The 22,628-nt window shown below is 68.4% G+C and carries 15 protein-coding genes and 1 pseudogene; 11 read left to right on the forward strand and 5 right to left on the reverse strand.

Features of this window, described 5'->3' with window-relative positions:
- Positions 1 to 9: 9 nt before the first annotated feature.
- From HV824_RS10160 to HV824_RS10170, 3 genes are all read left to right on the forward strand, one after another.
- Positions 10 to 1,119 carry an ADYC domain-containing protein gene (locus HV824_RS10160; protein ID WP_255207905.1) on the forward strand — a complete coding sequence of 370 codons (1,110 nt, stop codon included), beginning with the start codon at positions 10 to 12 and terminating at the stop codon, positions 1,117 to 1,119.
- Entirely contained in the window at positions 1,116 to 4,865 is a 3,750-nt protein-coding gene (locus HV824_RS10165) for a bifunctional serine/threonine-protein kinase/formylglycine-generating enzyme family protein (RefSeq protein WP_176423176.1), read from the forward strand. The genes HV824_RS10160 and HV824_RS10165 overlap by 4 nt, the downstream gene beginning before the upstream one ends.
- A gap of 177 nt (positions 4,866 to 5,042) precedes the next feature.
- Entirely contained in the window at positions 5,043 to 5,477 is a 435-nt protein-coding gene (locus HV824_RS10170) for a hypothetical protein (protein WP_176416348.1), read from the forward strand.
- A 420-nt stretch (positions 5,478 to 5,897) separates the two neighbouring features.
- Here HV824_RS10170 and HV824_RS10175 read toward each other — a convergent pair whose 3' ends face one another.
- The 4 genes from HV824_RS10175 to HV824_RS37320 all read right to left on the reverse strand — a co-directional run bounded on the left by HV824_RS10175 (position 5,898) and on the right by HV824_RS37320 (position 8,836).
- Positions 5,898 to 6,419: a hypothetical protein gene (locus tag HV824_RS10175; RefSeq protein ID WP_176416347.1), complete on the reverse strand. Its 522-nt coding sequence runs from the start codon at positions 6,417 to 6,419 to the stop codon at positions 5,898 to 5,900.
- 82 nt (positions 6,420 to 6,501) lie between these two features.
- Positions 6,502 to 6,885 carry a hypothetical protein gene (locus HV824_RS10180; protein WP_176416346.1) on the reverse strand — a complete coding sequence of 128 codons (384 nt, stop codon included), beginning with the start codon at positions 6,883 to 6,885 and terminating at the stop codon, positions 6,502 to 6,504.
- Between the two features lie 589 nt (positions 6,886 to 7,474).
- Positions 7,475 to 7,924 carry a transposase gene (locus tag HV824_RS37315; protein ID WP_255207911.1) on the reverse strand — a complete coding sequence of 150 codons (450 nt, stop codon included), beginning with the start codon at positions 7,922 to 7,924 and terminating at the stop codon, positions 7,475 to 7,477.
- A gap of 66 nt (positions 7,925 to 7,990) precedes the next feature.
- Complete coding sequence (locus tag HV824_RS37320) at positions 7,991 to 8,836, reverse strand: IS701 family transposase (RefSeq protein ID WP_255207906.1); 846 nt, start codon at positions 8,834 to 8,836, stop codon at positions 7,991 to 7,993.
- Positions 8,837 to 9,340: 504 nt separating this feature from the next.
- On the opposite strand from HV824_RS37320, the gene HV824_RS10190 reads away from it, so the two are divergent.
- The 6 genes from HV824_RS10190 to HV824_RS10215 are packed head-to-tail and all read left to right on the forward strand — an operon-like array spanning position 9,341 to position 19,671.
- Entirely contained in the window at positions 9,341 to 10,558 is a 1,218-nt protein-coding gene (locus tag HV824_RS10190; RefSeq protein ID WP_176416345.1) for an HlyD family secretion protein, read from the forward strand.
- Positions 10,559 to 10,560: 2 nt separating this feature from the next.
- A complete protein-coding gene (locus HV824_RS10195; protein ID WP_176423177.1) occupies positions 10,561 to 13,290 on the forward strand; it encodes an ATP-binding cassette domain-containing protein in 2,730 nt (909 codons plus the stop codon).
- A complete protein-coding gene (locus HV824_RS10200) occupies positions 13,287 to 15,398 on the forward strand; it encodes an ABC transporter ATP-binding protein (RefSeq protein WP_176423178.1) in 2,112 nt (703 codons plus the stop codon). The genes HV824_RS10195 and HV824_RS10200 overlap by 4 nt, the downstream gene beginning before the upstream one ends.
- Entirely contained in the window at positions 15,395 to 16,894 is a 1,500-nt protein-coding gene (locus HV824_RS10205; RefSeq protein WP_176423179.1) for a TolC family protein, read from the forward strand. The genes HV824_RS10200 and HV824_RS10205 overlap by 4 nt, the downstream gene beginning before the upstream one ends.
- Before the next feature lie 6 nt (positions 16,895 to 16,900).
- A complete protein-coding gene (locus tag HV824_RS10210; protein WP_176416341.1) occupies positions 16,901 to 18,649 on the forward strand; it encodes a hypothetical protein in 1,749 nt (582 codons plus the stop codon).
- Positions 18,650 to 18,657: 8 nt separating this feature from the next.
- Complete coding sequence (locus tag HV824_RS10215) at positions 18,658 to 19,671, forward strand: phosphotransferase enzyme family protein (protein ID WP_176423180.1); 1,014 nt, start codon at positions 18,658 to 18,660, stop codon at positions 19,669 to 19,671.
- 92 nt (positions 19,672 to 19,763) lie between these two features.
- On the opposite strand, the gene HV824_RS10220 is transcribed toward HV824_RS10215, so the two are convergent.
- Positions 19,764 to 20,318, reverse strand: a complete 555-nt coding sequence (locus tag HV824_RS10220; protein ID WP_176423181.1) for a dihydrofolate reductase family protein — start codon at positions 20,316 to 20,318, stop codon at positions 19,764 to 19,766.
- A gap of 298 nt (positions 20,319 to 20,616) precedes the next feature.
- Between HV824_RS10220 and HV824_RS10225 the strand changes: the two are divergent.
- Positions 20,617 to 20,740, forward strand: a pseudogene (locus tag HV824_RS10225) (IS5/IS1182 family transposase); the annotation flags it as partial.
- Between the two features lie 155 nt (positions 20,741 to 20,895).
- Complete coding sequence (locus HV824_RS10230; RefSeq protein ID WP_176416338.1) at positions 20,896 to 22,266, forward strand: hypothetical protein; 1,371 nt, start codon at positions 20,896 to 20,898, stop codon at positions 22,264 to 22,266.
- Positions 22,267 to 22,628: the final 362 nt, after the last annotated feature.

Consider the following 22,628-nt stretch of genomic DNA (forward strand, 5'->3'; position numbering starts at 1 on the left):
GAGGGTCCCATGCGTTCTCTCCTCCCCCTGACGATGATGGCCTGGATGGCGACGCTGAGCGCCAGGGACTGCGTTCCGCCCATGGCCTTCGAGCCGCAGGCCCAGGAGTCCCGCGAGGCCCCGCTCCTCCAGCCCGATCACGTCAATCCTCAGGCACCCAGCCTTACCGGGTGGACTGGCGTCGATGGCGGCAGTGTCTTCTTCCAGAGACAGTTCGACGGAGGCGCCGGCGTCTGGGTGGGAAGCGATGGCAGGGCCTATCAAATCCGCGAGAGCCCCCCCGCGGACCCGTGCCTGCCCGCGCTCCTGAAAGACGCGGGCGCCCAGCTCAAGCTCTATACCGTCACCGATGTCGTCCTGAACCGCAACGTCTGCGCAGGCCAGGGCTACGTCACGCGGAACCCCCAGGAATGCTCACCGCCCACGAGCCACTTCTATGAAGGGAAGGCGGTCGTCATTCCCGGCTGCTGGATGCCGGATGGAGGCTTCAACGACGGAGGCGGCGACACGCCCTGCTTCACGGCGAGCTGCACGACGGGCGCGGTCGGCGTCTGCGCGCACTGGGGCTACCTCCCCAACCAGGAGTGGGATGGCGGGCCCCCGCTCGCGCGGCTGTTCCAGGCGTGTGTGCGGGCCGCGCGCGCCGACTACAACGGCGACGGAGAGCCCTTCACCTGCCAGGGCACCTACGTCGACTTCGTCGATGGTTATGGCATCCAGACCCAGGACACCTTCTCCGGAGGGCTTCCGCCGTTGCTTTTCGAGGCCGCCTGGAATGAGCACGGCGCCCTGCCCTTCGGCGTGACGCCGCACGGGGAGCGCTGCGTGCGGCCGCGTTACGCCCCCACCCTCCTCTCGAAAATCCGAGGGGCGCCAGGAGCCCCGGTGAGGGCCAGCTACGACTGCCGCCAACCCGGTGACGCGGGCACCCCCTTGAAGGATTACTTCGACGGGGGCGTGCCCTTCCTGCTGCTGACCCAGACCTGGAAGAACGAGTACTGCGTCACGGACGCTGGACCGGGTGGCGAGCTCCGCACCCAGTGCCCCGTGTGCACTGGGGAGCCCCTGGGGCCAAGGACCTGTCATGGGGGGAGCTGCGTGTCCCCTCCGTTGCCTTGAGCGCCCCCACGCCAGAGGGTTGGGAGCCGCCCCCGGCCTTCGACGAGTACCGCCTCATCCGCCTGCTGGGCCAAGGGGGGATGGGCCGCGTCTACCTGGCCGAGGACACGGCGCTCCAGCGGCGAGTCGCCATCAAGTTCATCGGCGAGGAGCGGTCCGGGCCGGGCCAGCGGGACCGGCTCTTCGCCGAGGCCCGGGCGCTCGCCCGCCTCCGCCACCCGAACGTGGTGACGGTGTACCGGGTCTCGGAAGTGGGCGCCCAGCCCTATCTGGTGCAGGAGTTCCTCCCCGGCGTCTCCCTGCGGGACCTGGACACGCCGCTCCCGCCGGAACGGGTCCTGGCCATCGCGCTGGGTCTGGGACGGGGACTGGCCGCCGCGCACCGCGCACATGTGCTCCACCGCGACATCAAACCGGACAACGTCATGGTGCTCCCGGAGGGCGAGGTGAAGCTCGTCGACTTCGGGCTCGCGCTCTCCTGGGCGGCGGAGCAGGCGGACGCCTCGGCCAGGGCCACCGTCCCCATCGCCGGCACCCGTGGGTACATGGCGCCGGAGGCGCTGCGTGGCGAACCGCCCGGCCCCCGGGGAGATGTCTATGGGTTGGGAATGGTGCTTCACGAGTTGCTGGAGGGCCATCGCCCCTTCGACACACCCACCGCGAGCGGCGCGGTGGACGAACCGAGGACGCCAGAAGCGCGTCCTCCCCGTCTGGAAACCTCCGGAAGCGGGCTCGGCGTCCGCCTGCGCGCCGTCATCCTCCGGTGTCTCGAATACGATCCGGCGCGGCGCTTCGCCTCCGCCGACGCGCTGTGCGCGGAGCTCGAGCGCCTGAACGAGGACAGCGATGCGGCGCCGGTTCCTCCCGGCAATCCCTATCGCGGGCTGCGGGCCTTCGACGCGGAGCACCGGGCCGTCTTCTTCGGACGTGGCGCGGAGGTCCGCGCCATCCATGAGCGGCTTCGCGCCCAGGCGCTGGTGCTCGTCGCGGGGGACTCGGGCGTGGGCAAGTCCTCGTTGTGCCGGGCGGGCGTGTCGCCGCTCGTCATGCTCGCGGGGCTCGACGACGGCTGTGCGTACACCGTGCTGTCGCTCATGCCCGGGCGCCGGCCCTTCACGGCGTTGGTCGCCGCGGTGGCGGGACGGCTCGGGCTGTCCGAGGAGACACTGGCGGCCCAGGTGCGGCAAGAGCCCGCGGCGATGGCCCGGACGCTGCGCGCCGCCGGGCCCACGCGAGGCACCCTGCTGTTCATCGATCAGCTCGAGGAGCTGTTCACCCAGAGCGAGTCGGACGAAGCAGCCGCCTTCACGCAGGTGCTCGGGCACCTGGCCATCCTGGCCCCAGGTGTGCGCACGCTGGCCACGGTGCGAGGCGACTTTTTCACCCGGCTGGCGGCGCTGCCAGGGCTGGAGGATGAAGTGGCGCGCGCCCTCTTCCTCATCAAGCCGCTGGGCCCGGAAGGGACGCGCGAGGCCGTGGTCGGTCCGGCGCGCGTGACAGGCGTCGCGTTCGAGACAGAGGCCCTGGTGGACACGCTCGTGGCGTCCTCCGCCCACGCTCCGGGAGGACTGCCGCTCCTCCAGTTCACGCTCGCCGAGCTGTGGGATGCCCGCGACCGGGCGAACCAGCGCATCCGAGAGGCGTCGCTGGAGGCGCTCGGGGGCGTGGCCGGGGCCCTGGGTCGTCACGCGGACGGAGCGCTGGCGGCGCTGGCACCCGAGGCGCGCCGGGCGGCTCGCGACCTGCTTTTGCGCCTCATCAGCCCGGAAGGCGCCCGGGTCCGACGGACCACCGGGGAGCTGGGTGCCGAGACCTCCGCGAACCGCATCGCGCTGGAGGCCCTGGTCCGGGCGCGGCTCGTCGTGGTGAGGCAGGACGGTGAGGCGCACGTCCACGAGGTGGCGCACGAGGCGCTGCTCGAGGGTTGGTCCACCCTGCGCGGATGGCTCGAAGCGGCCCGGCAGGAGCGGCAGGTGCTCGAACGGGTGAGGCTCGCCGCGGCAGGATGGGAGCGCGCGGACCGCGCCACCTCGGCGCTGTGGAGCCGGCGTGAACTCGACGCGGTGACCGCGGCGGGCGAGCTCGCGCTGACGCGGCAAGAAGTGGCTTTCCTCAAGGCCTCGCGGAGGGCGCTCCGGCGCGCCTTCGCGCGGCGCCTGGGGCTGGTGCTGGCCCTGCCCCTCACCGCGCTGGTGGCGGGGGGCGCGGCTTGGATGAAGGGCCGCCACGCGCTGGAGCGCACCGTGCAGGAGCACCTGGATGAAGCCCGGGTGTCTCTCACCGAAGCCCGCGCCCACCATGCCGAAGCGAAGGCAGCGCGCGCGGACACCTTCCAACGCTTGGACGCGCGCGGGGAGCGCGTCCTCACCGGCGCGCTGGCCAAGGCAGACGCAGGGGAACCCGAGGAGGCCTGGACCCAGGCACGAACGAGCGATGGCCACGCGGACGAGGCCTACCAGCGCGCCACGCAGGCACTCGACACCGCCCTGCTGCTGGACGGCTCGCGGAGGGAGGCCCGCGGACTCCTCGCGGAGGTCCTGACCGGGCGCATGGAGTTGGCGGAGTGGTTCTTCCGTCCCGGACAGCGGCGCGAAGCCCTGCGCAGGCTGGCGAGCCTCGATGACGACGGTGACGGGCGACGCAGGCGCCTCGCTCCGCCGGTCCTGGAGCTCGCCACGGAGCCCCCGGGTGTGGAGGTGCTGCTTCAGCGTGACACAGGCATGCCCGGAGCACCCAGACTGTCCGAAGGCATCTCCCTGGGCCCGACGCCCATCGCGTCGCATGCACTCGATACGGGCCCGGGGTCCTATGTCCTCACCTTCCAGGCACCGGGCCTGACGCGCGCCGTCCTGCCGGTGGTGTTGTCATCGGGAGAGCGCCTCCAGGCGCGCATCCCCCTGCCGCGGTCGGCCGACATCCCGGAGGGCTTCGTCTACATCCCGCCGGGCCGTTTCCTCTTTGGCAGCAGCGACGACGAAGCCCTGCGACGCGAATTCCTCCAGGCGCCCCCGCTCCGGCCGGTGATGACCGAGGGTTACCTCATCGCCCGCCATGAGGTGACGTTCGCCGAGTGGCTCGCGTTCCTCGATGCATTGCCACCGGACGAGCAGCGGCGACGGACGCCCGGCGTGAGGTCCACGGCCGGCGCCCTGGCGCTCACTCGGGAGGAGACGGGCTGGCGGCTCATGCTCCAGCCCACGCAGCATCCCCTCTCCGCGCGCAGCGGCGAGCCCATCCACTACCCAGGCCGCACGCACAGGGCCGTGCAGGACTGGTCGCGGTTTCCCGTCTCGGCCATCTCGCTGGAGGACGCGCGGGCGTACCTCGCGTGGCTGGACCGCTCCGGGCGCGTTCCGGGAGCCCGGCTGTGTTCCGAATACGAATGGGAGCGCGCGGCACGTGGCGCGGACGCCCGCCTGTTTCCCATGGGCGACCTGCTCGCGCCGGACGACGCGAACTTCGATGAGACCTATGGCCGCCAACCGCTGGGCTTCGGTCCAGACGAGGTGGGTGCCCACCCTGCTTCCGCCAGCCCCTTCGGGGTGATGGACCTGGCCGGCAACGCCATCGAATGGGTGCAATCGGTCCGCGCGCCCGGAGAGGCAGTGGCCCGCGGAGGGTCCTGGTACTACGACCGCATCTCCAACCGCTCCAACACGCGAATGCCCAACGAGCCCTGGCTGAGGGACATCCGCGTTGGCCTCCGCGTCTGCGCGCCCGACACGGGTTCGCGTCACGCCCCGTGATGTGACTGGAGCCGTTCGCGTCCGGACATGTCCGGACATGTCCAGGACAGGCGCCCGCACACGAGCGCGCCACCACCGCCCCTGCGGACACCACCTCCGTGCGGGCTGGCACAACGCGTGCTCAAGGGAAGGTCCGAGCCCACGCAGGGCTCCTCGACCCCCAGAGAGGTTTCACTCATGCAGCAGAGCAAGCTCTTCGGCCTCCTCTTCGTCCTTCCGATGCTGATGCTCAGCACCTCCGCCCACGCCTTCAACATCAATGGGACGTACAAGTCCGAGAACGGTGAGTTCGTCCTGACGATCACCCACTCCAGCGATTACGACGGCTCCTTCAGCGGGACCTACGACACCCACTTCACGCCAGTCGGCCCGTTGAGCATCCCCGTCTCTGGGACCTTCCATTTCGTCAACAACCCCGACGGGAGCCTGGTGCCGCTCGCCCTCAATTTCTCCGCGGCGACGCGGCCTGCTGACTGGTCCTATGTGCTGGTGGACTCCTGGTCGGGCATTCTCACGCAGCCCGGCGTCATCTCCGCGACGGGCGTGAGGTCCTACCTGCCCGCGGGAGGCACGGGCGTACTGTCGAGCCTCGGAACCCATACGTTGCAGTAACGCTTCAAGTCTGCCCACCACAGCCCCCTGGGATTGAAGCCATGCGCTGTGGGTGGGCAGCTGGGGTCCTCACGATTTTGTCGCGTGGCGCAGACGCGCCAAGACCGCCTCAAAATGTCTCGGTCATGTGAGCCAAGTCCAGTCGGTGTTGTCCAGGAGCGGAGTCCGTTCCCGACGGCGGCGGGCGGAGACCTCTTCGCGCCAGGCTTCCCGCTACGCCAACGTGAGTGAGACAGTTCGTCCCGGCAGTTTAGTGTGTAGACGGCGAGAAGTGCGCGTCGTAGGTGCTTTCGCTGCGAATGATCGGTTGCTCCCCCCGGGCCGAGCCTCCTCCGCCTTCGTGGCATGAGGACGCTTTCTCACTTTGGGCCGTGGTGGTTCATAGGCCGCGCCAATCAACACGAGGCGGCGCCCCTCCGTTCAGAACGGAGCCCCCTCGGTCTGTACTTCGAGCGCTTGACTGTTGATCGTCGTGATGAGCCGGCGGATGGCATCGTTGCGATGAGCCGGGGGCATGATGCCGAGCGATTCACGGAACGCTTGCGCATCCTCTACGGTCCAGCGACGTGCGCGGATCGCAGCGTCGATCAGACGGTGTATCTCCTGGACCGCGGAGAGGCTCTGGGGGGACGCTTCCTCTGGAGCTTCGGCCGCGTCGGCACGGGCGGAAGCATGACTCGGGGGCAGAGCCTCACGGAGTGCCAGGGCGAGCTCGGCTCGAAGCAGGGCAACATCCACGCTGGCGGGGGGTGGCGGCGGGCCGCAGGGCGCGTTGGAGGGTAGCGCCGTTTGCTTCACCAGGGATTCGAGCATCCCACTTTGATGTTCGAGCTCCTGGAGGACCTGAGCGTTCGCATCTGGCGCCGCGTGCCAGCCCGCGAGGAACGCGGCAAGGGGCCCGGTGACGAGGAAGATGAGCCACGGCTTGGAGAGGATGGGCATGTCTGGGCATACTCGGGCGCTAATGACGAACTGCTGCGTTCCCCAAAGGCACGTGTGCGCGACGTGCCTCCGGAGGCGCAACTCACAGCTGCTTGGGTGCGTAAGCTGACGCGTTTTCCACATACAGTGACGTACACCGACCCAAGGCGTTCCATCTGAACAAGATGTAGGAGTCGCCATTGATGGCGCGTGCGGTGGTCACGAGGTACGGGTCATCCGATGTGCAGGAACCATATGTGTTGAGGCTGTGCGCGAAGCAGGTCAGTAACGGCGCGCTGCCCGCATAGGTCGTGATGCTGCAGCCAATGCGTTGCACTGCGTCCGGGCTGTTTCGAGCACTGCCAAGGGGGCCCGAGGCGTGTTCACTCGTCACTTGGACGGGTTTGTTAACCTTTTCGCCTGCTCCCGCCACCGCCCCAAGCAGCGACGTCAGGGCCATAGCCATCCACTTCGTGCCGCGCTTCATCAAGGTGTTCCTCCTGGCGTCAAGGAATGTCACTCCAAGGGCATGATGTCCTTTACGGTGTGTGGAAGGCAATGCTCGTAGGACGCGACGCTCGGGTGCCCCGGATACCGAGGTCCGGGCTCGCCCGGCTTTGGGGCCCTGGATGTTGGAAACACTTGGAAATACCTGTACTTTGGGTTGGCGGCCGAGGCTGAGGCGGGGACACTTGGCCAACCCTCCCAAGGAGCAACAACGCATGTGGGACTTCCGGCGGACGACATGAGGCACGGCATGTCGTGGCGAGGTCGACCCCAGGGATGCGCGCATCGCGGAACTCGGGCGCCCGGTCGAGGAGCCGGCCGAGCGCCTCAGCGTTGAGTATCCGACACCCCGGACCCAAGAGCCTGAAGGCGTCGGCTATTCAACCTCTGGGCAGCCCCAAAGGGCTCGGGATAGGAAACTTCCGCACTGAGGAGAACGGTGAGCGTCAAGGTAGATGTCGCGTGAAAGGATTCAACCGATGCGCTCCAATTCCAGTTCCATACCCTGCTGGGCATGGCGCAGGAGCGGAGAGATGAGCGACTGAAGGAGAAGCTGGTACGTGCTAGTACTACCCGGTCACATGCGTGACGGCCCCCGAGGAGGTGCGCGGGCGTTGATGTGGCGCAGGCAGAGTGGGCAGTGGCCTATGCGGCGCAGTAGCAGGTGCTGAAGGCGGCGGCGCACCTCGGGCAGTGTCCAGCGCGTTCTCCTCCGGGGGGAAAAGCGCCCGGCAGAGCGCGAGGAATCCGTGGGCGACCATGCAGAGGGTGGCATGGTGGTGGAAGCCTCGCCACCCTCGCCCCTCGAAGTGGTCAAGCCCCACCTCTCCTTTGAGTTCCTGGTAGTCGCGCTCCACTCTCCAGCGCAGCTTGGCCAAGCGAATCAACTTCTTGAGCCTCGTGTTCGCGGGCAGCGAGCAGAGCGAGTACTTCGTCGGAGCCTTCTCCTCCTGGGGCCACTCGATGAGCAGCCACACCTCTTCACTCGGGGGAACTCGCTGGACGTGCCGCTCCGCCATCCGCACGCGCACGGCAGCGAATCGGGAGGACTGCTCGCCCCGACTGCCCTCGCGCCAAGAGACTGTCTAAAATTCCTCTTTGGGAAGTTGAAGCGCCAACTCCTCAATGGTCCAAGGCTGCACGCCCTCGGCCACGTAGCCCGTGCGCGGGCGCCCGCTTTGGCCCGGTTCCCTCTCGGGCTGATGCGGCTTTGCGCCGGGCGGCCACACCTTGCGCGTGCCCTGCACGCCCATCAGGTAGTGCAGGCCGCGCTCGCGCACGCCGTCGCGGAACTCCCGCGCATCGCCGTACCCGGCATCAGCCAAGACGAGGTGCCGGCGCACACCCCACGCCAACGCGTCATCCAATTGGCTCAGCGCTATCTGCCACTTCCTCTGAAACTTCACTCCAGACGGGACACCCGCGGCCTTGCAGCGCTTCCCGCGGCGCGTCCACTCCTCAGGCAGGTACAGCTGCATGGCGAGGCAACCGCTGCCCTTCTCTCCCGCGACATGCAGGCTGACGGCCACCTGGCAGTTCTCCGTCCGCCCCAGGGTGCCCGAATACTGGCGGGCCACGCCCAGTGAATGCACGCCCTTCTTCGGGAAGCCCGTGTCGTCAATGACGAGGGCCTCCAGGCCTGGCAACTCGTGCTCGAGTTGCCGGGCCAAGCGCCGTCGCATTTCAGAGTCGTCCCAAGCCGCGCCGGACACGCACTGCTGAAGCCGCTGGCGCATGGCTTCTGTCTGCTCGGGTGCTTCGACGAGCCGGGCCGCCATGGGCTCGATGCTTTTGCGTTCTCCGTCGAGCAGCAGTCCAGTGAGGTATCCGCCGAGGGCACGACGTCTCTCAGTCCGGCCCATTCCCTCCGTCATCGAGCCCAGGAACTCGCTCAGCTCCCGGTCAAGCTTGCGTAACTGGGTGGGCGTCATGCTCCGTCAAGACGGGGCGTCCGCGCCCGATTCATCTGACCGGGTAGTACCAGGAGCGCCCTGGCATATTCGGCTCAAGCGTACGAGCGGTTCTGGAGCAACCTGGCAGGAACGACCACCTGCAAGATCAAGACGTTGCCAGAAATGAGAAGAGGAGCTGATGGAAAATCCCCATCAACCCCCCCTCTGTTGATCTGAAACGAGGAACGCCCAGACTCAACAGCGGGCGTCAAAACGACTGACTACTAGCGCGCCTTCGGGCCGCCGCGAACGTGGATCTTGATCTTCATGTCGAGCCTCCTTTCTTCGAATTGAACGCTACGTGTACTCGAAACAGGATGTCAAATCGAACCAGTGATTAATGTGCAACGCATTGCGGCGATACGGACGAAGTCCCGCGGCGCATCGAGGTGCCCGTGTTCAGACAAGGGGAGCGTGAATCACAAAGCAGTGGCCGAGGTGTTGACAGGGCGCGACCATTAAGGCGACTTTTGTTCGCGGACCATGGCATATCCCTTCGAGCGGACCCTTCGTTCCCTGAACTACGAGTCGGACACGCGCCTCGTGTTCGTCGCTCTGATGGTGTTGTGCGCCGGCGGGCTCATCGCCTGGTCGCTGTTCGCCAAGGTCCCGCTCGTCAAGGCCAGCTCACAGGCCCGGATCGAGCCACACAACGCCGTCCATCGCATCGAGCCGCCCAGCGCGGGCAGGGTCGTGCTCTCGCGGCTCAAACTCGACCAGGAGGTCAAGGAAGGCGACCTTCTCATCGAGTTCGACACACGGGCCGAGCGCCTCGAGCTCGAGCGGAGCAAGGCGACGCTCGCCGCGACCGAGAAGGAGCTCGCCATCATCCGCCAGCAGATCGCCAACAAGCACGAAGAGGCGGCTTTGACGGCACGGGTGGACGAGGTCGCGGTCAAGGAGGCGCTGGAGAGGGAGCAGGAGCTCGCGCCCAGGCACCGGCTCGCGGTGGAACGCGCGCAGCTGGCCCTCAATAGCCCGACGGGCGCGGTCTCGGAGATGGAGAAGCTCGAGCGCACGACCGATGTCGACGCGCTCCGCTTCGCGCAGACGGCGCAGGGCCTGGCGCTCATCCGACTGCGGCGCGAGCAGAACGTGCGCCGTCAAGCCCTCGCCGCGCAGCTGCTGGAATTCGAGCGCGAGGAGCTGGGCGCCGAGGGGCGGATCCGGGAGCTCCAGGGCACCATCGACCGCCTTGAGTACCAGATCGAGCAGAAGCTGTATCGGGCGCCGGCCACGGGCCACCTGGTCGACGTGGCGGAGCTCGGCGCGGGAGCGTTCATCGCCGACGGGCAGCGGGTCGGCACCATCCTCGCGAGCGATGCCGAGGTGCGGGTGCGCGCCCGTTTCCCGAAGGAGATCGTCGGATTGATCCATCCCGGTCAAACGGCGCGCCTCAAGCTCGACGGCTACCCGACGACCATCTACGGGACGGTCCCCGCCAGCGTGACGGCCGTCGGGACCGAGCCCGGCCAGACGGCCACGCCCGAGGCCATCCCTGGTACGGTGCGCGTCGAGCTCAAGTTCGCGCCGCCGGACGATCCGCGCATCCAGCTGCGCCACGGCATGACCCTGGCGGTGGAGGTCGAGGTCGCGCGGGCATCGCCTGTCGCGCTGCTGATGCGGGCGGTCGGCGAATGGAATCCGCAGCCTGAAGAACGGCCCACGACTGTGTTCCGGCCCGAAGAAGTGGCCCGCTGACCATGACTCCTCCCAGGCGCCGACGCTCAATCATTCCCGAGGTGATCCAGATCTCGGCGACGGATTGCGGCCCCGCTTCACTCAAGAGCCTGTTCGCGGGGATGGGCGCCGAGCTCAACTATCGCGTCCTTCGCGAAGTGTGTCAGACGGACGTCGATGGCACCTCGATCGTCACCTTGGATGAAGTCGCGAACCAGCTCGGGCTCGACGCCGAGCAGGTGATGCTTCCGCTCGATCACGTGGTGGTCCCCGAAGCCAAGGCGCTTCCCGCCATCATCGTCACGCTCAGCGCGGGAGGACGGCCACACTTCGTGGTGCTGTGGAATCGCGTCGGCCCGTTCATCCAGGTCATGGACCCGGCGGCGGGCCGTCACTGGACCCGGATTTCGACGCTGCTGAGCCACCTGTACCAGCACACCACGTCCGTTCCGGCGACCGGCTGGCGCGAATGGGCCGGGTCCGAGGAGGCGGTCGCGACGTTCGAGCGCCGCCTGCTGAACCTGGGTGCGACGCAGGCGCGGGCGCTGGTTGCCGGGGCGCTTGAGGACCCCGGGTATCTGTCGATCGCCAGGCTCGACGCCGCGTGCCGGGCGTCCGAAGCGATGATTCGCGCGGGCGCCGTCCGGCGAGGCCGGACGGCGGCGGGGCTGCTGCAATCCATGATTGCGAAGGACGACTCCGGCGCAGTGCCCATTCCCGCTGCCTATTGGTCCGTTCGCCCCAACCCGGAGGTGGAGGGCGAGCTGTCGATGACCGGCGCGGTGCTGATGCGGGTTCGCGGTTGGCGCGAGGCTTCGCGCGCAGGCGAAGATGCGCCGAGAGCCGTGCTCGCGAGCGACCTGGCGACGGAGCTCGTCGCCAGGCAGGTGAGCCCGGCGCGAACGCTGCTCCGCCTGCGAGGCGAAGATTCGTGGGTCGTTCCGGGCCTGATTGCGGTGGGACTGGTGTTCGCCACCTTCGGGCGGATCCTGCAAGCGCTGATGCTCCGTGGCGTGCTCGACCTGGGGCGCGACCTCGGCACGTTCGCGCAGCGTGCGACGGGCATGGCCGTTCTCGCGGGCGTCGCGCTCTGCTTCATGCTCATCCAAATCCCCGTTTCATTGGGATTGCTCGGCATCGGCCGCCGGCTCGAGGTGCGGCTGCGGAAGGCGTATTTCGAGAAGCTCCCCGAGATGGAGGACCGCTATTTCCAGAGCCGGCTCGCCTCCGACATGGCGTCTCGCACGCACAACATCCAGGCGATGCGGTCGCTGCCGGCCCTGCTCGCGCAGGCCTTGGTCCTGTCGCTCGAAGTCGCGAGCATCACTGCCGCGCTCATCTGGGCCGCGCCGCACGCATGGCACATCGTGCTCGCGCTCGCGGCGGTCACGCTGCTCGTGCCCCTGGTCGCGCAGAAGCTGCTCTTCGAGCCCGACCTGCGCGTGCAGATGCACGCAGGCGCGCTCAGCGGATTCACCCTGAACGCGCTCGTCGGGCTCACGCCGATCCGGATCCACGGCGCCGAGCGGTCGCTGCGCCGCGCGCAGGAGACCTTGCTCGTCAGCTGGAGCAAGGCGCGCTATTGGCTCCAGACGCTGTCGGTCGGGTTCGAAGGCGGGCTGATGCTGGTGAGCTACGGCCTTGTCATGCTGCTCGTCTATTCGTACCTCGCGGGCACCGATCGGGCTTCGCTGGTGTTGTTGGTCGTCTATTGGGCGCTGCGGTTCCCCATCCTCGGCCAGCGGCTGATGCTGCTGAGCCGCGCGTTCCCGAATGCGATGAACCGGGTTCGCCGGCTCCTCGACGTCATCGGCGACATCAAGGATCCGCAGGCCCGGCCCGAGGCGCCAGCGCGGGAGCCTGTCGCGCCCGCGGCCGCCGCGAGCGGCGTTTCGATCGTGATGGAGAAGGTCCGCGTGAAAGGCGGCGGTCACACCATCCTCGACAAGGTTTCCTTGAACATCGCCCCCGGCGAGCACGTGGCCGTGGTCGGTGTCTCCGGAGCAGGCAAGTCGACGCTGGTCGGCCTCTTGCTCGGCTGGCTCCGGCCGGCGCGCGGCGAAATCAAGGTCGACGGGCAGGTGCTCGATCAGGCCGCTGTCGAGCGGCTGCGCCGCACCACGGCCTGGGTGGATCCGGCGATCAGTCTCTGGAACCAGAGCCTCATCGACAACCTCCGGTATGGCAACGACGGCGCACAAGGCTGGTCACTGTCGGGGGCGCTCAAGGGCGCCGAGATGCTCGACATCCTCGAAGCGCTTCCAGACGGGCTGCAGACGTCGTTGGGCGAAGGCGGAGGGCTGGTCTCGGGCGGCCAAGGTCAGCGCGTGCGCCTGGCGCGCGCGATGCTTCGCTCCGGCGTGCGCCTGGCCATCCTCGACGAGCCCTTTCGCGGTCTCGACCGCGACCGGCGCGCGCGGCTCCTCACCGAGTCCCGGCGGCTCTGGGCAGACATCACGCTCCTCTGTGTCACCCACGACGTCGAGCACACCCAGGAGTTCGATCGCGTGCTCGTGATAGAGCACGGTCGGATCCTCGAGAACGGGCCGCCGAAGGAGCTGCTCGCGAACAAAGAGTCGCGGTACGCCGTGCTCCTTCGCGCCGACCAGGAGAATCGCACGCTGCTCTGGGGCGGTGGGCGCTGGCGCCATTGGTGGCTTTCGGACGGCCAGCTGGTGGAGAGGCCAGCGCCGAAGCCGGTGGAGCCGCCGGTCGCGGAGCCCGTCGCAGGCGAGATGGAGCTGGCGGGATGACGCGCTCGCACTCCGACTTGTTGTGGCCGGTCGAGCGACTGCCCGACGCGCTGGAGCAGCTGGCGCAGCGGCAAGGCTATGGCAGGGCTGCGGGCGAGATCGCTCCGCCTGCGGCGGCCGTCGAGCCGAGCCGGGTCTGGATGTTCGCGCTCGGAGATCGACTCGGCGTGGAGCTCGAGCCGATCACGCCGCTCTACCACGAGCTGCCCGACGTCCTCGCACGCGCCGCGCCCTGCATCCTCCAGGTCCGGCGAGACGGCGTCCCGTCCTATCTGGTGCTGCTGGGTACGCGGCGCGGGAAGCTGCGCCTGCTCGCGCGCGACGCCACGGTGGTTTCGGTCCATACGAAGAGCGCGATCGCGCTCCTGCGCGAAGAGCAGGAAGCCACCGTCGCCGAGGTGGACCAGCTGCTTGGCGGCGTGGAGATGTCGCCCCGTGCGCGCGAGCACGCCCGCTCACAGATGCTGCTGCAGCGGCTCGGCCAGGCGCAGCTGCGCACCGGCTGGATCATGCGCCCCAGGCGCACTGCGAACCGGCGGACGCTGCTCGGCGACATCCCGTCGCTCGTCGCCGGCATCCTCGTGAGCCACACGCTCCTCTCGCTGGTGCTGGCTGGCTCGTTCTGGTTGCTCGGTCGCGCCGCGCTCCAGGCCCACCTCGAGACCGGCTGGTTCCTGGGGTGGATCGCCGTGATCGCATGCGCGATTCCGCTACGCATGCTCGAGGTGTGGTGGCAGGGCGTGTTCTCGATCCGGCTCGGAACGCTGCTGAAGCAGCAGCTCCTTGCGGGAACCCTCAAGCTGACCCCCGACGAGGTGCGGCTCGACGGCATCGGCCGCCATTTCGGCCGCGTCGCCGAGGCCGAGGTCGTCGAGCAGCTTGCGGTCGGCGGCGCCCTGCTCGCGGTGCTGTCGCTCGTCGACTTGATCCTGGCGGGCGTCATCCTCGTGCTCGGGGCGGGAGGGTGGCCCCAGGCGATGGTGCTCGTCCTGTGGGTCGTGGTCGCGTTCGTCCTCGCGCGCCGCCACTACGGCGTCCAGCGGGCGTGGTCGAGCGCGCGCGTCGAGATCACCCACGACCTGCTTGAGCGCATGCTCGGCCATCGAACGCGGCTGGCGCAGCTTCCACTCGAGCGCTGGCATGATGGCGAAGACGTCCGCTTGAGCTCCTACTCCGAGATCTCGAAGGTCATGGATCGCCGGACCATGCAGCTGACCGCGCTCCTGCGCGACGGCTGGTTGGTGCTCGCCCTGCTGACCTTGCTGCCGGCGTTCAGCAGCGGTACGGCCAATGCCAGCGCGCTGGCGGTGTCCGTGGGCGGCATCTTGCTCGCGCTGCGAGCCTTCGACGAGGTCGCCGTCTACTTCCAGCAGGTCTCCCAGGCGGCGGTGTCGTTCGAGCAGATCCGCGACTTGCTGCTCGCGGTGGGCCGCCCCGAGCTCGAGTCGAAAGTCCCTCTCGACATGGAGGGAGGCAAGCCCACCGACGCCGCAGACGGAGCCCTCATCGAGGCGCGGGGCGTGACCTTCCGGCACGATGCGCGCACCCGGCCGGTGCTCGAGAACTGCTCGTTCCAGATCGCGCAGGGCGACCGCATCCTGCTGGAGGGCCCATCGGGCGGTGGCAAGTCGACGCTGGTGTCGCTGCTCACGGGCCTGAGGACGCCGCAGGGCGGTGTGATGCTGCTGCACGCGTTGGACCGCGCGACGTTCGGCTCCTCGGGCTGGCGCAAGCGCATCACCGCCGCGCCGCAGTTCCACGAGAACCACGTCCTGTCCGGCAGCTTCGCGTACAATCTCCTGCTCGGGCGCGAGTGGCCGACCTCGCCCGAGCTGCGGACCAAGGCCGCCGCGCTGTGCAAGGAGCTCGGGCTGGACGAGCTTGTCGCCAAGATGCCCGCCGGCCTCGAGGAGATGATCGGCGAGACCGGCTGGCAACTCTCGCACGGCGAGAAGAGCCGGCTCTACATCGCGCGCACGCTGCTGCAGGGGGTCGAGCTGGTCATCCTCGACGAGAGCTTCGCCTCCCTCGATCCCGAGACCATGCGGGTCGCGCAGCGCTGCGTCCTCAACCACGCGAAAGCCCTCGTGGTCGTCAGCCACCCATGAGACTTCGATTTACGCTCGCCCTCCTCGCGATGACCTGCTCCGGTTGCGAGCTCATCCGTCCCGTCGTCGTCAACCCGCCTCCGACGCCGAGCAGCTACTCGACCGCCGTCGAACCGCGCACCGAGCCGCCCCCACCGTCCAGCGCACCCGAGGGCGGGGTTCCAAGCCCGCAGCCGTCGAAGGAGGGCGTGCCCGCGCAGCCTGCCGAGCGCGTCACCCAGGACGCAGTCTGGTGGTCGGCGTTCGCCGATCCGGCGCTCGACACGGCCATCCAGGAGTGCTTCAGCGACAACCTGGTCCTGCGCGAAGTGCGGGAGCTGATCTACGAGAACCAGCTCGACCCCAACGTGCCGCAAGGTTGGTGGTACCCGCTCCAGGTCGGCATCCTGAACCCGGCGGGGCTGAGGCATGTCGTTGCCAACGCCAACCTTCCGCCCGCGCCGCCAACCCGGGCCGAGTACGACGTCGCCACCGTCGGTTTCGGCGTGGCCTACCAGGTCGACCTGTTTGGAGCCCTCGGTGCGCAGCGGCGCGCGGGATTGAACTTCGCCGAGCAGCAGCGGCAGCTCACCGAGGGCCGCGTCCAGGACCTCGCGGTGCGGATCACCCAGGTCTGGTTCGACATCCTCGAGGCCCGCGCGCTCCGGGACCTCACGCTGCGGCAGATCGACTACAACAAGGAGCTGCTCCGGCTGATTCGAGCGCGGTTCGAGCAGCACCTCACGCCCCGGCTCGTGGTGCTGCAGCAGGAGCAGTTGCTGGTGAACCTCGAATCGCAGGTGCCGCTGATCGCCACCCGGAACGCGCTCTTGAATTCGGAGCTGAAGGCGCTGCTGGGCCGGGTACCAACCCCCGCCGACGACGTCATTCCACTCGATCGACAGCTTCCCGATCTCCCGCCCCCACCGAAACTCGGAACGCCGGGCGACCTGAACGTGAACACGCCCGAGATGCGGCTCGCGGAGCTGCGCGTCGCCGAGGTCGAGCACCGCATCAACGCGAACCTGGCGAGCTGGCTTCCGACGATTCAACTGGTGGGCAACGTGGGCGCTTTGAAGGTCGGCCTGTCGGAGCCGGCCCTGGCCGAGTCCGTCGTCGGGGTGAACCTGACCTGGGCCCTGTTCGATGGAAGGCGCGTCACCGAGTACATGCGACTGCCGATCCAGCTCCAGCGTCGCGAGATCCAATACCAGCTCGCGCTGAACACCGCGATCGGACGGGTGCAGGATGCCGTGGTTCGGGAGGAGAACGAGGCGACGAGCCTGCGCAGCCTGCGTGCGCAGGTCCAGCTCGGGCAGCAGCTCTTGGACGAAGCGAGGCGGCTCTTCGAGCAGGGGCACTCGGACTATCTGACGGTGCTCACCGCCCTGACGAATCTGGTCGGGCTCGAGCGCGCAAGTCTGCAGGCGCAACGGCTGCTGCTCAACCATCGCGTCGAGGTCTATCGCTCGCTCGGCGGCACCTGGTCGCGCGACGTCACACTGAAGCGGGAGTGAGAAGCCATGGCACAGCTGCAAGCGGATGAGATGCTCTACATTCCCAATCGAAGGCGGCTCACGCACGACCGGCTCGACGCGGGGAATGGCCAGCAGGTCCTGCACCTCTTCTATGGCGAAGTGGAGCTCATCTTCGACGAGCCGGACATCGCGCCCTTGGGCGAGAAGCTGCTCCAGGTCGAGCAATTTCAAGCCTCCGACGCCATGGCGTGGTCCGACGGCGCGCCCCATTCCTGGGACAAGATCCGGGACCTGCTCGAAGCATTGATCGAACAGCGGGTGTTGAGGCGGGTCTCAGATGCGCCCACGGGCCGCCCCTCGGTGTCCTTCCCTGAGCGGTTGGGTGAGGTGCCAGCGGGGCGTGAGCCGCTCACGTTCAGCGCCAGCGACAACCGTTGCCCCGTGCTGACCGAACAGGCGTTCGGACGGGCGTTCGAGCTCTCGAACCTCGAGGTGGTCGTGCCCGTCTACCGCGTGGCGCATCCGGCGCTCGACGGTGACGGCCGGCAAGTGGGCGAGAACAACGTCGCACCGCGCACCTTGTTCCTCGATCTCCCCACCGTGCGCAAGCAGTGCCACTACGCGGGGAGCCGGTACCAGAGCGAACGCCCGATGAACGTGACCGCGATGAAGGGCATGGCGCGTCAGTGGCCGGACCTGCTCTCGCTGACCGAGCAGTTCCGCAGGGCCTTCCTCGCGCGCATGCCGCCCCGGACCCCGGGCGTGCTCACCGCGGGCGAGCTCCACATGCTGGTCGTCTGCACGCTCGCGTCGGTCGGGTACGTGCTGGTGCGGGGCACCCATCCGGTGCCAAACGGAGAGCTCGACAGCGGGCTCGCGGCCATGTTCCGGCTGATCGACGGAGTTCGCCTGGTCACCAACGACCTGGTGCGCGACGCCCCCGAGCAGCCCGTCACCGCGCAAACGATCGTGGACTATGCCGAGCGTCACGCGGTCTTCCATGGTCCGCACGGCGTGTGCGCCGGGCCGCCGGCGCTGATCAACGAATATATGCAGGTGTTGACCGGCTCGGCCCCGGCACCCATCGAGGCCCAGCCCGACATCGCAGCGCGCCTCGGCGATCTCGACGCCGCCATCGATTACGGCCTGCTCGGGCAGCGCGTCGAATCGGTGGTCCGCTTCCTCGGCGCGACCCAGGGGCTGCTCCACGAACGGCTCCGGGCGGCGTTCGCCGGACACCTCCCGCGCACCGCGCTGCAAGCGTGCGTGGAGGCGCCCATCGATGTCGCGCATTACCCGTTGCTCCGGGACGACTTCCCACTCGCCGAGACATACCAGCGAGAGATCAAGCTCAGCCGCTGGTTGTTCGCGCGCATCGGCGAGGCGTTCCCCGGCACGCCACAGGGCACCTCGCTGGACGAGCTGGCGAAGCTGGATCCCGCCGAGCAGGTCACGAGCCAGCGGCGACTGGCCGAGCTCTTCGCGCATGGGCTGCCGGGAGACAAGGTCGTGGCGGAGCCCATCTGCGGTGAGCTCGCTGGCGTCGCTGCCAGCGCGTTCGCCCTCGAGCGCCGGTGCCTGCGCGTCGTCGAGCGCGAGCAAGCGATGCTGAACCAGCGGCTCCGGCGCCCGGATCACCCCCTGACCGGCGCAGACCTGGCTGTGTTCACGCGGCCGCGCAATGGCCCCCCGTTGGCGGAGACCCTCGCGCGCGGCCTGGGCGTCTCGGTCACCAGCGACTCTGCCTCGACCGTGCTGGGCTACGGTGAGAGCAGCCTCACGTTGAAGGACTAGAGGGTTCGATGCATCCAGAGCTTGTCCGCCGCTTCCACGAACCGATTCGCGACGAGGCTGCGCGCCGGTATGGCCTGTCGCCCGAGCAGCTCACCGAGCTCGCGGCCTTCGAGAACTTCGTCTACGAGGCGGAGAACGACGACGGCGAGGGCCTGATCTTGCGCATCTCGCACAGTACGCGGCGAACGATCGACTACACGCTGGGGGAGGTCGAGTTCGTTCGCTATCTGGCCGCCGCGCGCATTCCAGTCGCCTCGCCGGTCCTCTCCGAGTCGGGGCAGTTCGTGGAGCGGATCGAAGACCGCGAGCCCGGCAGCTACTTCGTCGCCACCGCGTTCGAGCGGGCGCCGGGCATCGTCTTCGACGACGCGCCTCCGCTCAAGGAGCGCTACTGGAAGCCCCCCTTGTTCCGCGACATGGGCCGGCTGTTCGCGCGGCTCCACAACCGCGCCCAGACCTACGCGCCTTCGAGCCCCAGGCTCAAGCGCCAGGAATGGCATGAGTACGACGTGGTCGACATCGACCGGTTCGCGCCTCCCGAAGAGAAGCTCGTTCGCGAGCGCACCGCGGCGATCATCGCGCGATTGAACCAGCTACCGCGAACACCGGAGAGCTACGGGCTGATCCACGCCGATCTCCACATGCACAATTTCTGCTTCGCCGAAGGGAAGATCACCGCGTTCGACTTCGACAACAGCGAGTACGCGTGGTTCGTCAAGGACATCGCGGTACTCCTCTTCTACATCGCGCGAGGCGAGGAGAGAGAGGCGCGCGACGAAGCGGTCGCTGCGTTCCTGGGGCCGTTCCTCGAAGGGTATCGGGAGCTCCGACCGATGGAGCGCGAGTGGCTCGCGGCCGTGCCGGACCTGCTCGCGCTCCAGCGCTCGATGAACTACGCGCTGTTCCACCAGTATCGCGACCCGGCCGTGCTCGACGAGAGCACGCTCGACCGATGGGGGCGGTTCCGGCGCGACATCGAAGCGGACACACCCGTCCTGCAGATTGATTTCACGAGCTTCTAGCGCATGAGAGGGATGGGCGCCCCGATTCCGTGGACAGTTTCGTTGAGCTGCCGCACAGGCAGCCGCCGGAGAGCGCTCGGGCCCTTCCACGCTCATCCCGCTTTGCGACGGAAGTGGAGCGCCTGCACGCCGGACTTGAACCGCTGCGCCGAGAGGAGCTCGAGATGCCGCGCACTCGACAGGCCATGAAACAACGTCGGCCCGCGGCCGCTGATGAGGGGATGAACGACGATGCGGTACTCGTCGATGAGCCCCAACTCCTCGAGCGCAGCCGCGAGCTTGGGCGCTCCGACGAGGACACCCCGCTCGGTCTTCGCTTTCAGCGCCGAGATCGCCTCGCGAAGGTCACCCTCCACCTTGGTCGTGTTCTGCCACGGAAAGTCGCTCCGCGAGCCTGACACGACGTACTTCGCCTTCGCCTCGAGCTTCTGTGCCCACTCGCGCATCGCGCGCGGCGCCTTTTCGTCGCGTGCCACCGCGGGCCAGGCGCCCTCCATCAGCTCGTAGGTGTTGCGTCCGAAGAGCATCGCCCCGCTCTGCTCCATGAGCTGCGTCCAATAGTCGTGCAGCTCGTCGTCCACGATCCCCTGGGTGTGATCGATGCACCCGTCCAAAGTCACGTTGAGACCGAAGGTAAGAAGGCCCATGGCGTGGGACTCTACGAAAAGCGCGCCCAGCGCGCAGCAGCCCGAGCCAACGACGCAATGCCCCCTTCCCCGGTGAGTATCGGCGCGCAGAAACCAGGCCCCATCGCGGGCGATACTCCACGCGATTCGTCGAACGGATACGGACATCCAGCAGCGGACAGCGGCCGCTGTCTGGAAGGAGCGCCGCCAACTCGACATCCGGACGGCCCGAGAAGAGGTCTCGCTTGCAGCCATCGACACCTTCGTCCAGCACCTCATCGCCTCGCAGGCGGCCGTGGTCGGCCTCCTGCGGGAGCGGACACTCGTCGATCGCTTCCGGCGACTGCTGGTGCGATGGGAGACGCGCGAAGACACCTATCTGGGAATGCTGCACCTCGCGGGTGGGAATCATCACCTGGTTCCACGCGCTCCTACCGAGATAAGCTTTAAGCTCCGGGATGTTGGCCCCTCAATTGCTTTGGGCCGAGGCAGCCCCCCGTCTCGTCACTGGAAGCCGAGCACCCATGCATTCCCGCCCCTTCGTCTCTGTCCTCCCGGCCGCTTCCACCTCGTCTGTCCGCTCGAAGGAGGTGGCCCTGTGAGCCGCATCGCGAGATGGGTGTTGCTGGTGCTGGCGCTGGTCGTGTCGTACCGCCCGGCCGAAGCCGCGCAGGCGAAGAAGACGCAGGCGCAGCAGACCCAGGTGGCGGTGCTGCGCCCGGAGGGCCGCCAGGCGGCTGCGCTGCGCAGGGTGCTGACGCAGGAGCTGGGCAAGAAGGGACGCGGGCGAGAGGTGCTGCCCGCGAAGAAGGTGGATGCCCAAGTGAAGCGCATCCGCGGCGGGCCAAAGACGGAGGCGCAGCGGAAGGCGCTGGCGAAGAAGCTCGGCGCGGACGTGTTGATCCTCGCCTCGGTGAAGGGGACGAAGCGCTGGGACGTGGAGGTCCGCGCCTACTCCGGCAAGGACGGCACCCTCCTCGCGGAGGAGCGCTGGAATGTCCGCCCCCACCGCGCCTTCCCCGACGTGCGGCGCGAGCTCGAGCCCAAGCTGGGCGCGGCCCTGAAGGCGGACCCGGCGCAGCGCCTCCCTCCTGCCGCCGTCACGCCTCCAACGCCTGTCTCCGAGCCGGAGGTCGCGCCCCCGACCCCCATCGCGGAGGCACCGCGCCCGGCGGGGGTGAAGCCTCCTCCGCCCACCGTGAAGAAGGAGGAGCCGCCGGTGAAGCCCGAGCCGAAGGCAGCCGGCCTTCGCAACCTGGACGGCCCCATCCTGGAGGCGCTGCTGTCCGGACAGGGGCTGTTCCGCCGCTTCAACTTCTCGGGCAACAACGCCAACGCGCTGCCCGACTACAGCCTCAACAGCGCCGCGGCGGCGAGCCTCGCGGTGAGCTACTTCCCGCTCTCCCACTTCACGGATGGGATGGTGCACAACCTAGGTATCGTGGCGCGGGGCTCACGCGCCCTCGGGCTGTCCACGCGGCTCCCGGATGGCTCCACGTACGGCACCACCGCACAGCTCCTGGAGGGAGGCCTGCGCTTCCGCCTGCCGCTGCGGTGGCTGGAGGTCTCGGTGGGCGCGCTGTACGGCACCCACTCCTTCGCGCTGGAACTCCCGCCGGAGAGCACCTTCGCCCTGCCCGACGTGGACTACCGCTTCGCGCACGTGGAGCTGGGCCTGCGCAAGGCGCTCACCGAGCGATGGGCCATCGCCGCGCGCGTGGGCTACCAGCACGTGCTGAGCGGCGGCGAGCTGTCCTCGGACGACTACATCCCGGAGCTGAGCGGCTCCGGACTCGATGGCGAGCTCGCCGTGGAGTTCGCCCTGACGCGCATGCTGGGTCTGCGGCTGGGCGGAGAGCTGCGGAGCTACTCCTTCACCGCCGACGCCGCGGAGGGAGCCCCGGTCTTCGCCGGCGGCGCCAAGGACCTGTACTTCAGCGGTCAGCTCGGCGTGTCTCTGAGGCTGTAAGCACCGGCGCATTGAGGGGGTCTGTCCCCCACGCATGTGGCGCCTCCTCCACACTTTCCGCCACGCATGCACGCGTGACACGAGTTTTTCAGTATCCGTGTCATCGGGCCATTCGATCGATGCGCGTGCGAGTCGCGGATACATTGACAGGAACGCGTCATCCATCCGATGGGTATGTCTCCCAATGATGGAGGCGCTCGTGCCGAGGATGCGGTCACAACGGTTGTCACGAGAGCCAGCGGAGCGGGGACGGTGGTGGCGCCCGGTGGTGCTCGGGCTGGTCTTGAGCGGGGCTGCTGGCTGCGAAGGAACGATCTCCAACCCGGAGGGCCCCGGCCCCGGTACGCCCCCGCCCACCGTCA

The sequence above is a fragment of the Myxococcus sp. AM009 genome (assembly GCF_013372605.1).
Taxonomy (GTDB): Bacteria; Myxococcota; Myxococcia; order Myxococcales; family Myxococcaceae; genus Myxococcus; species Myxococcus vastator.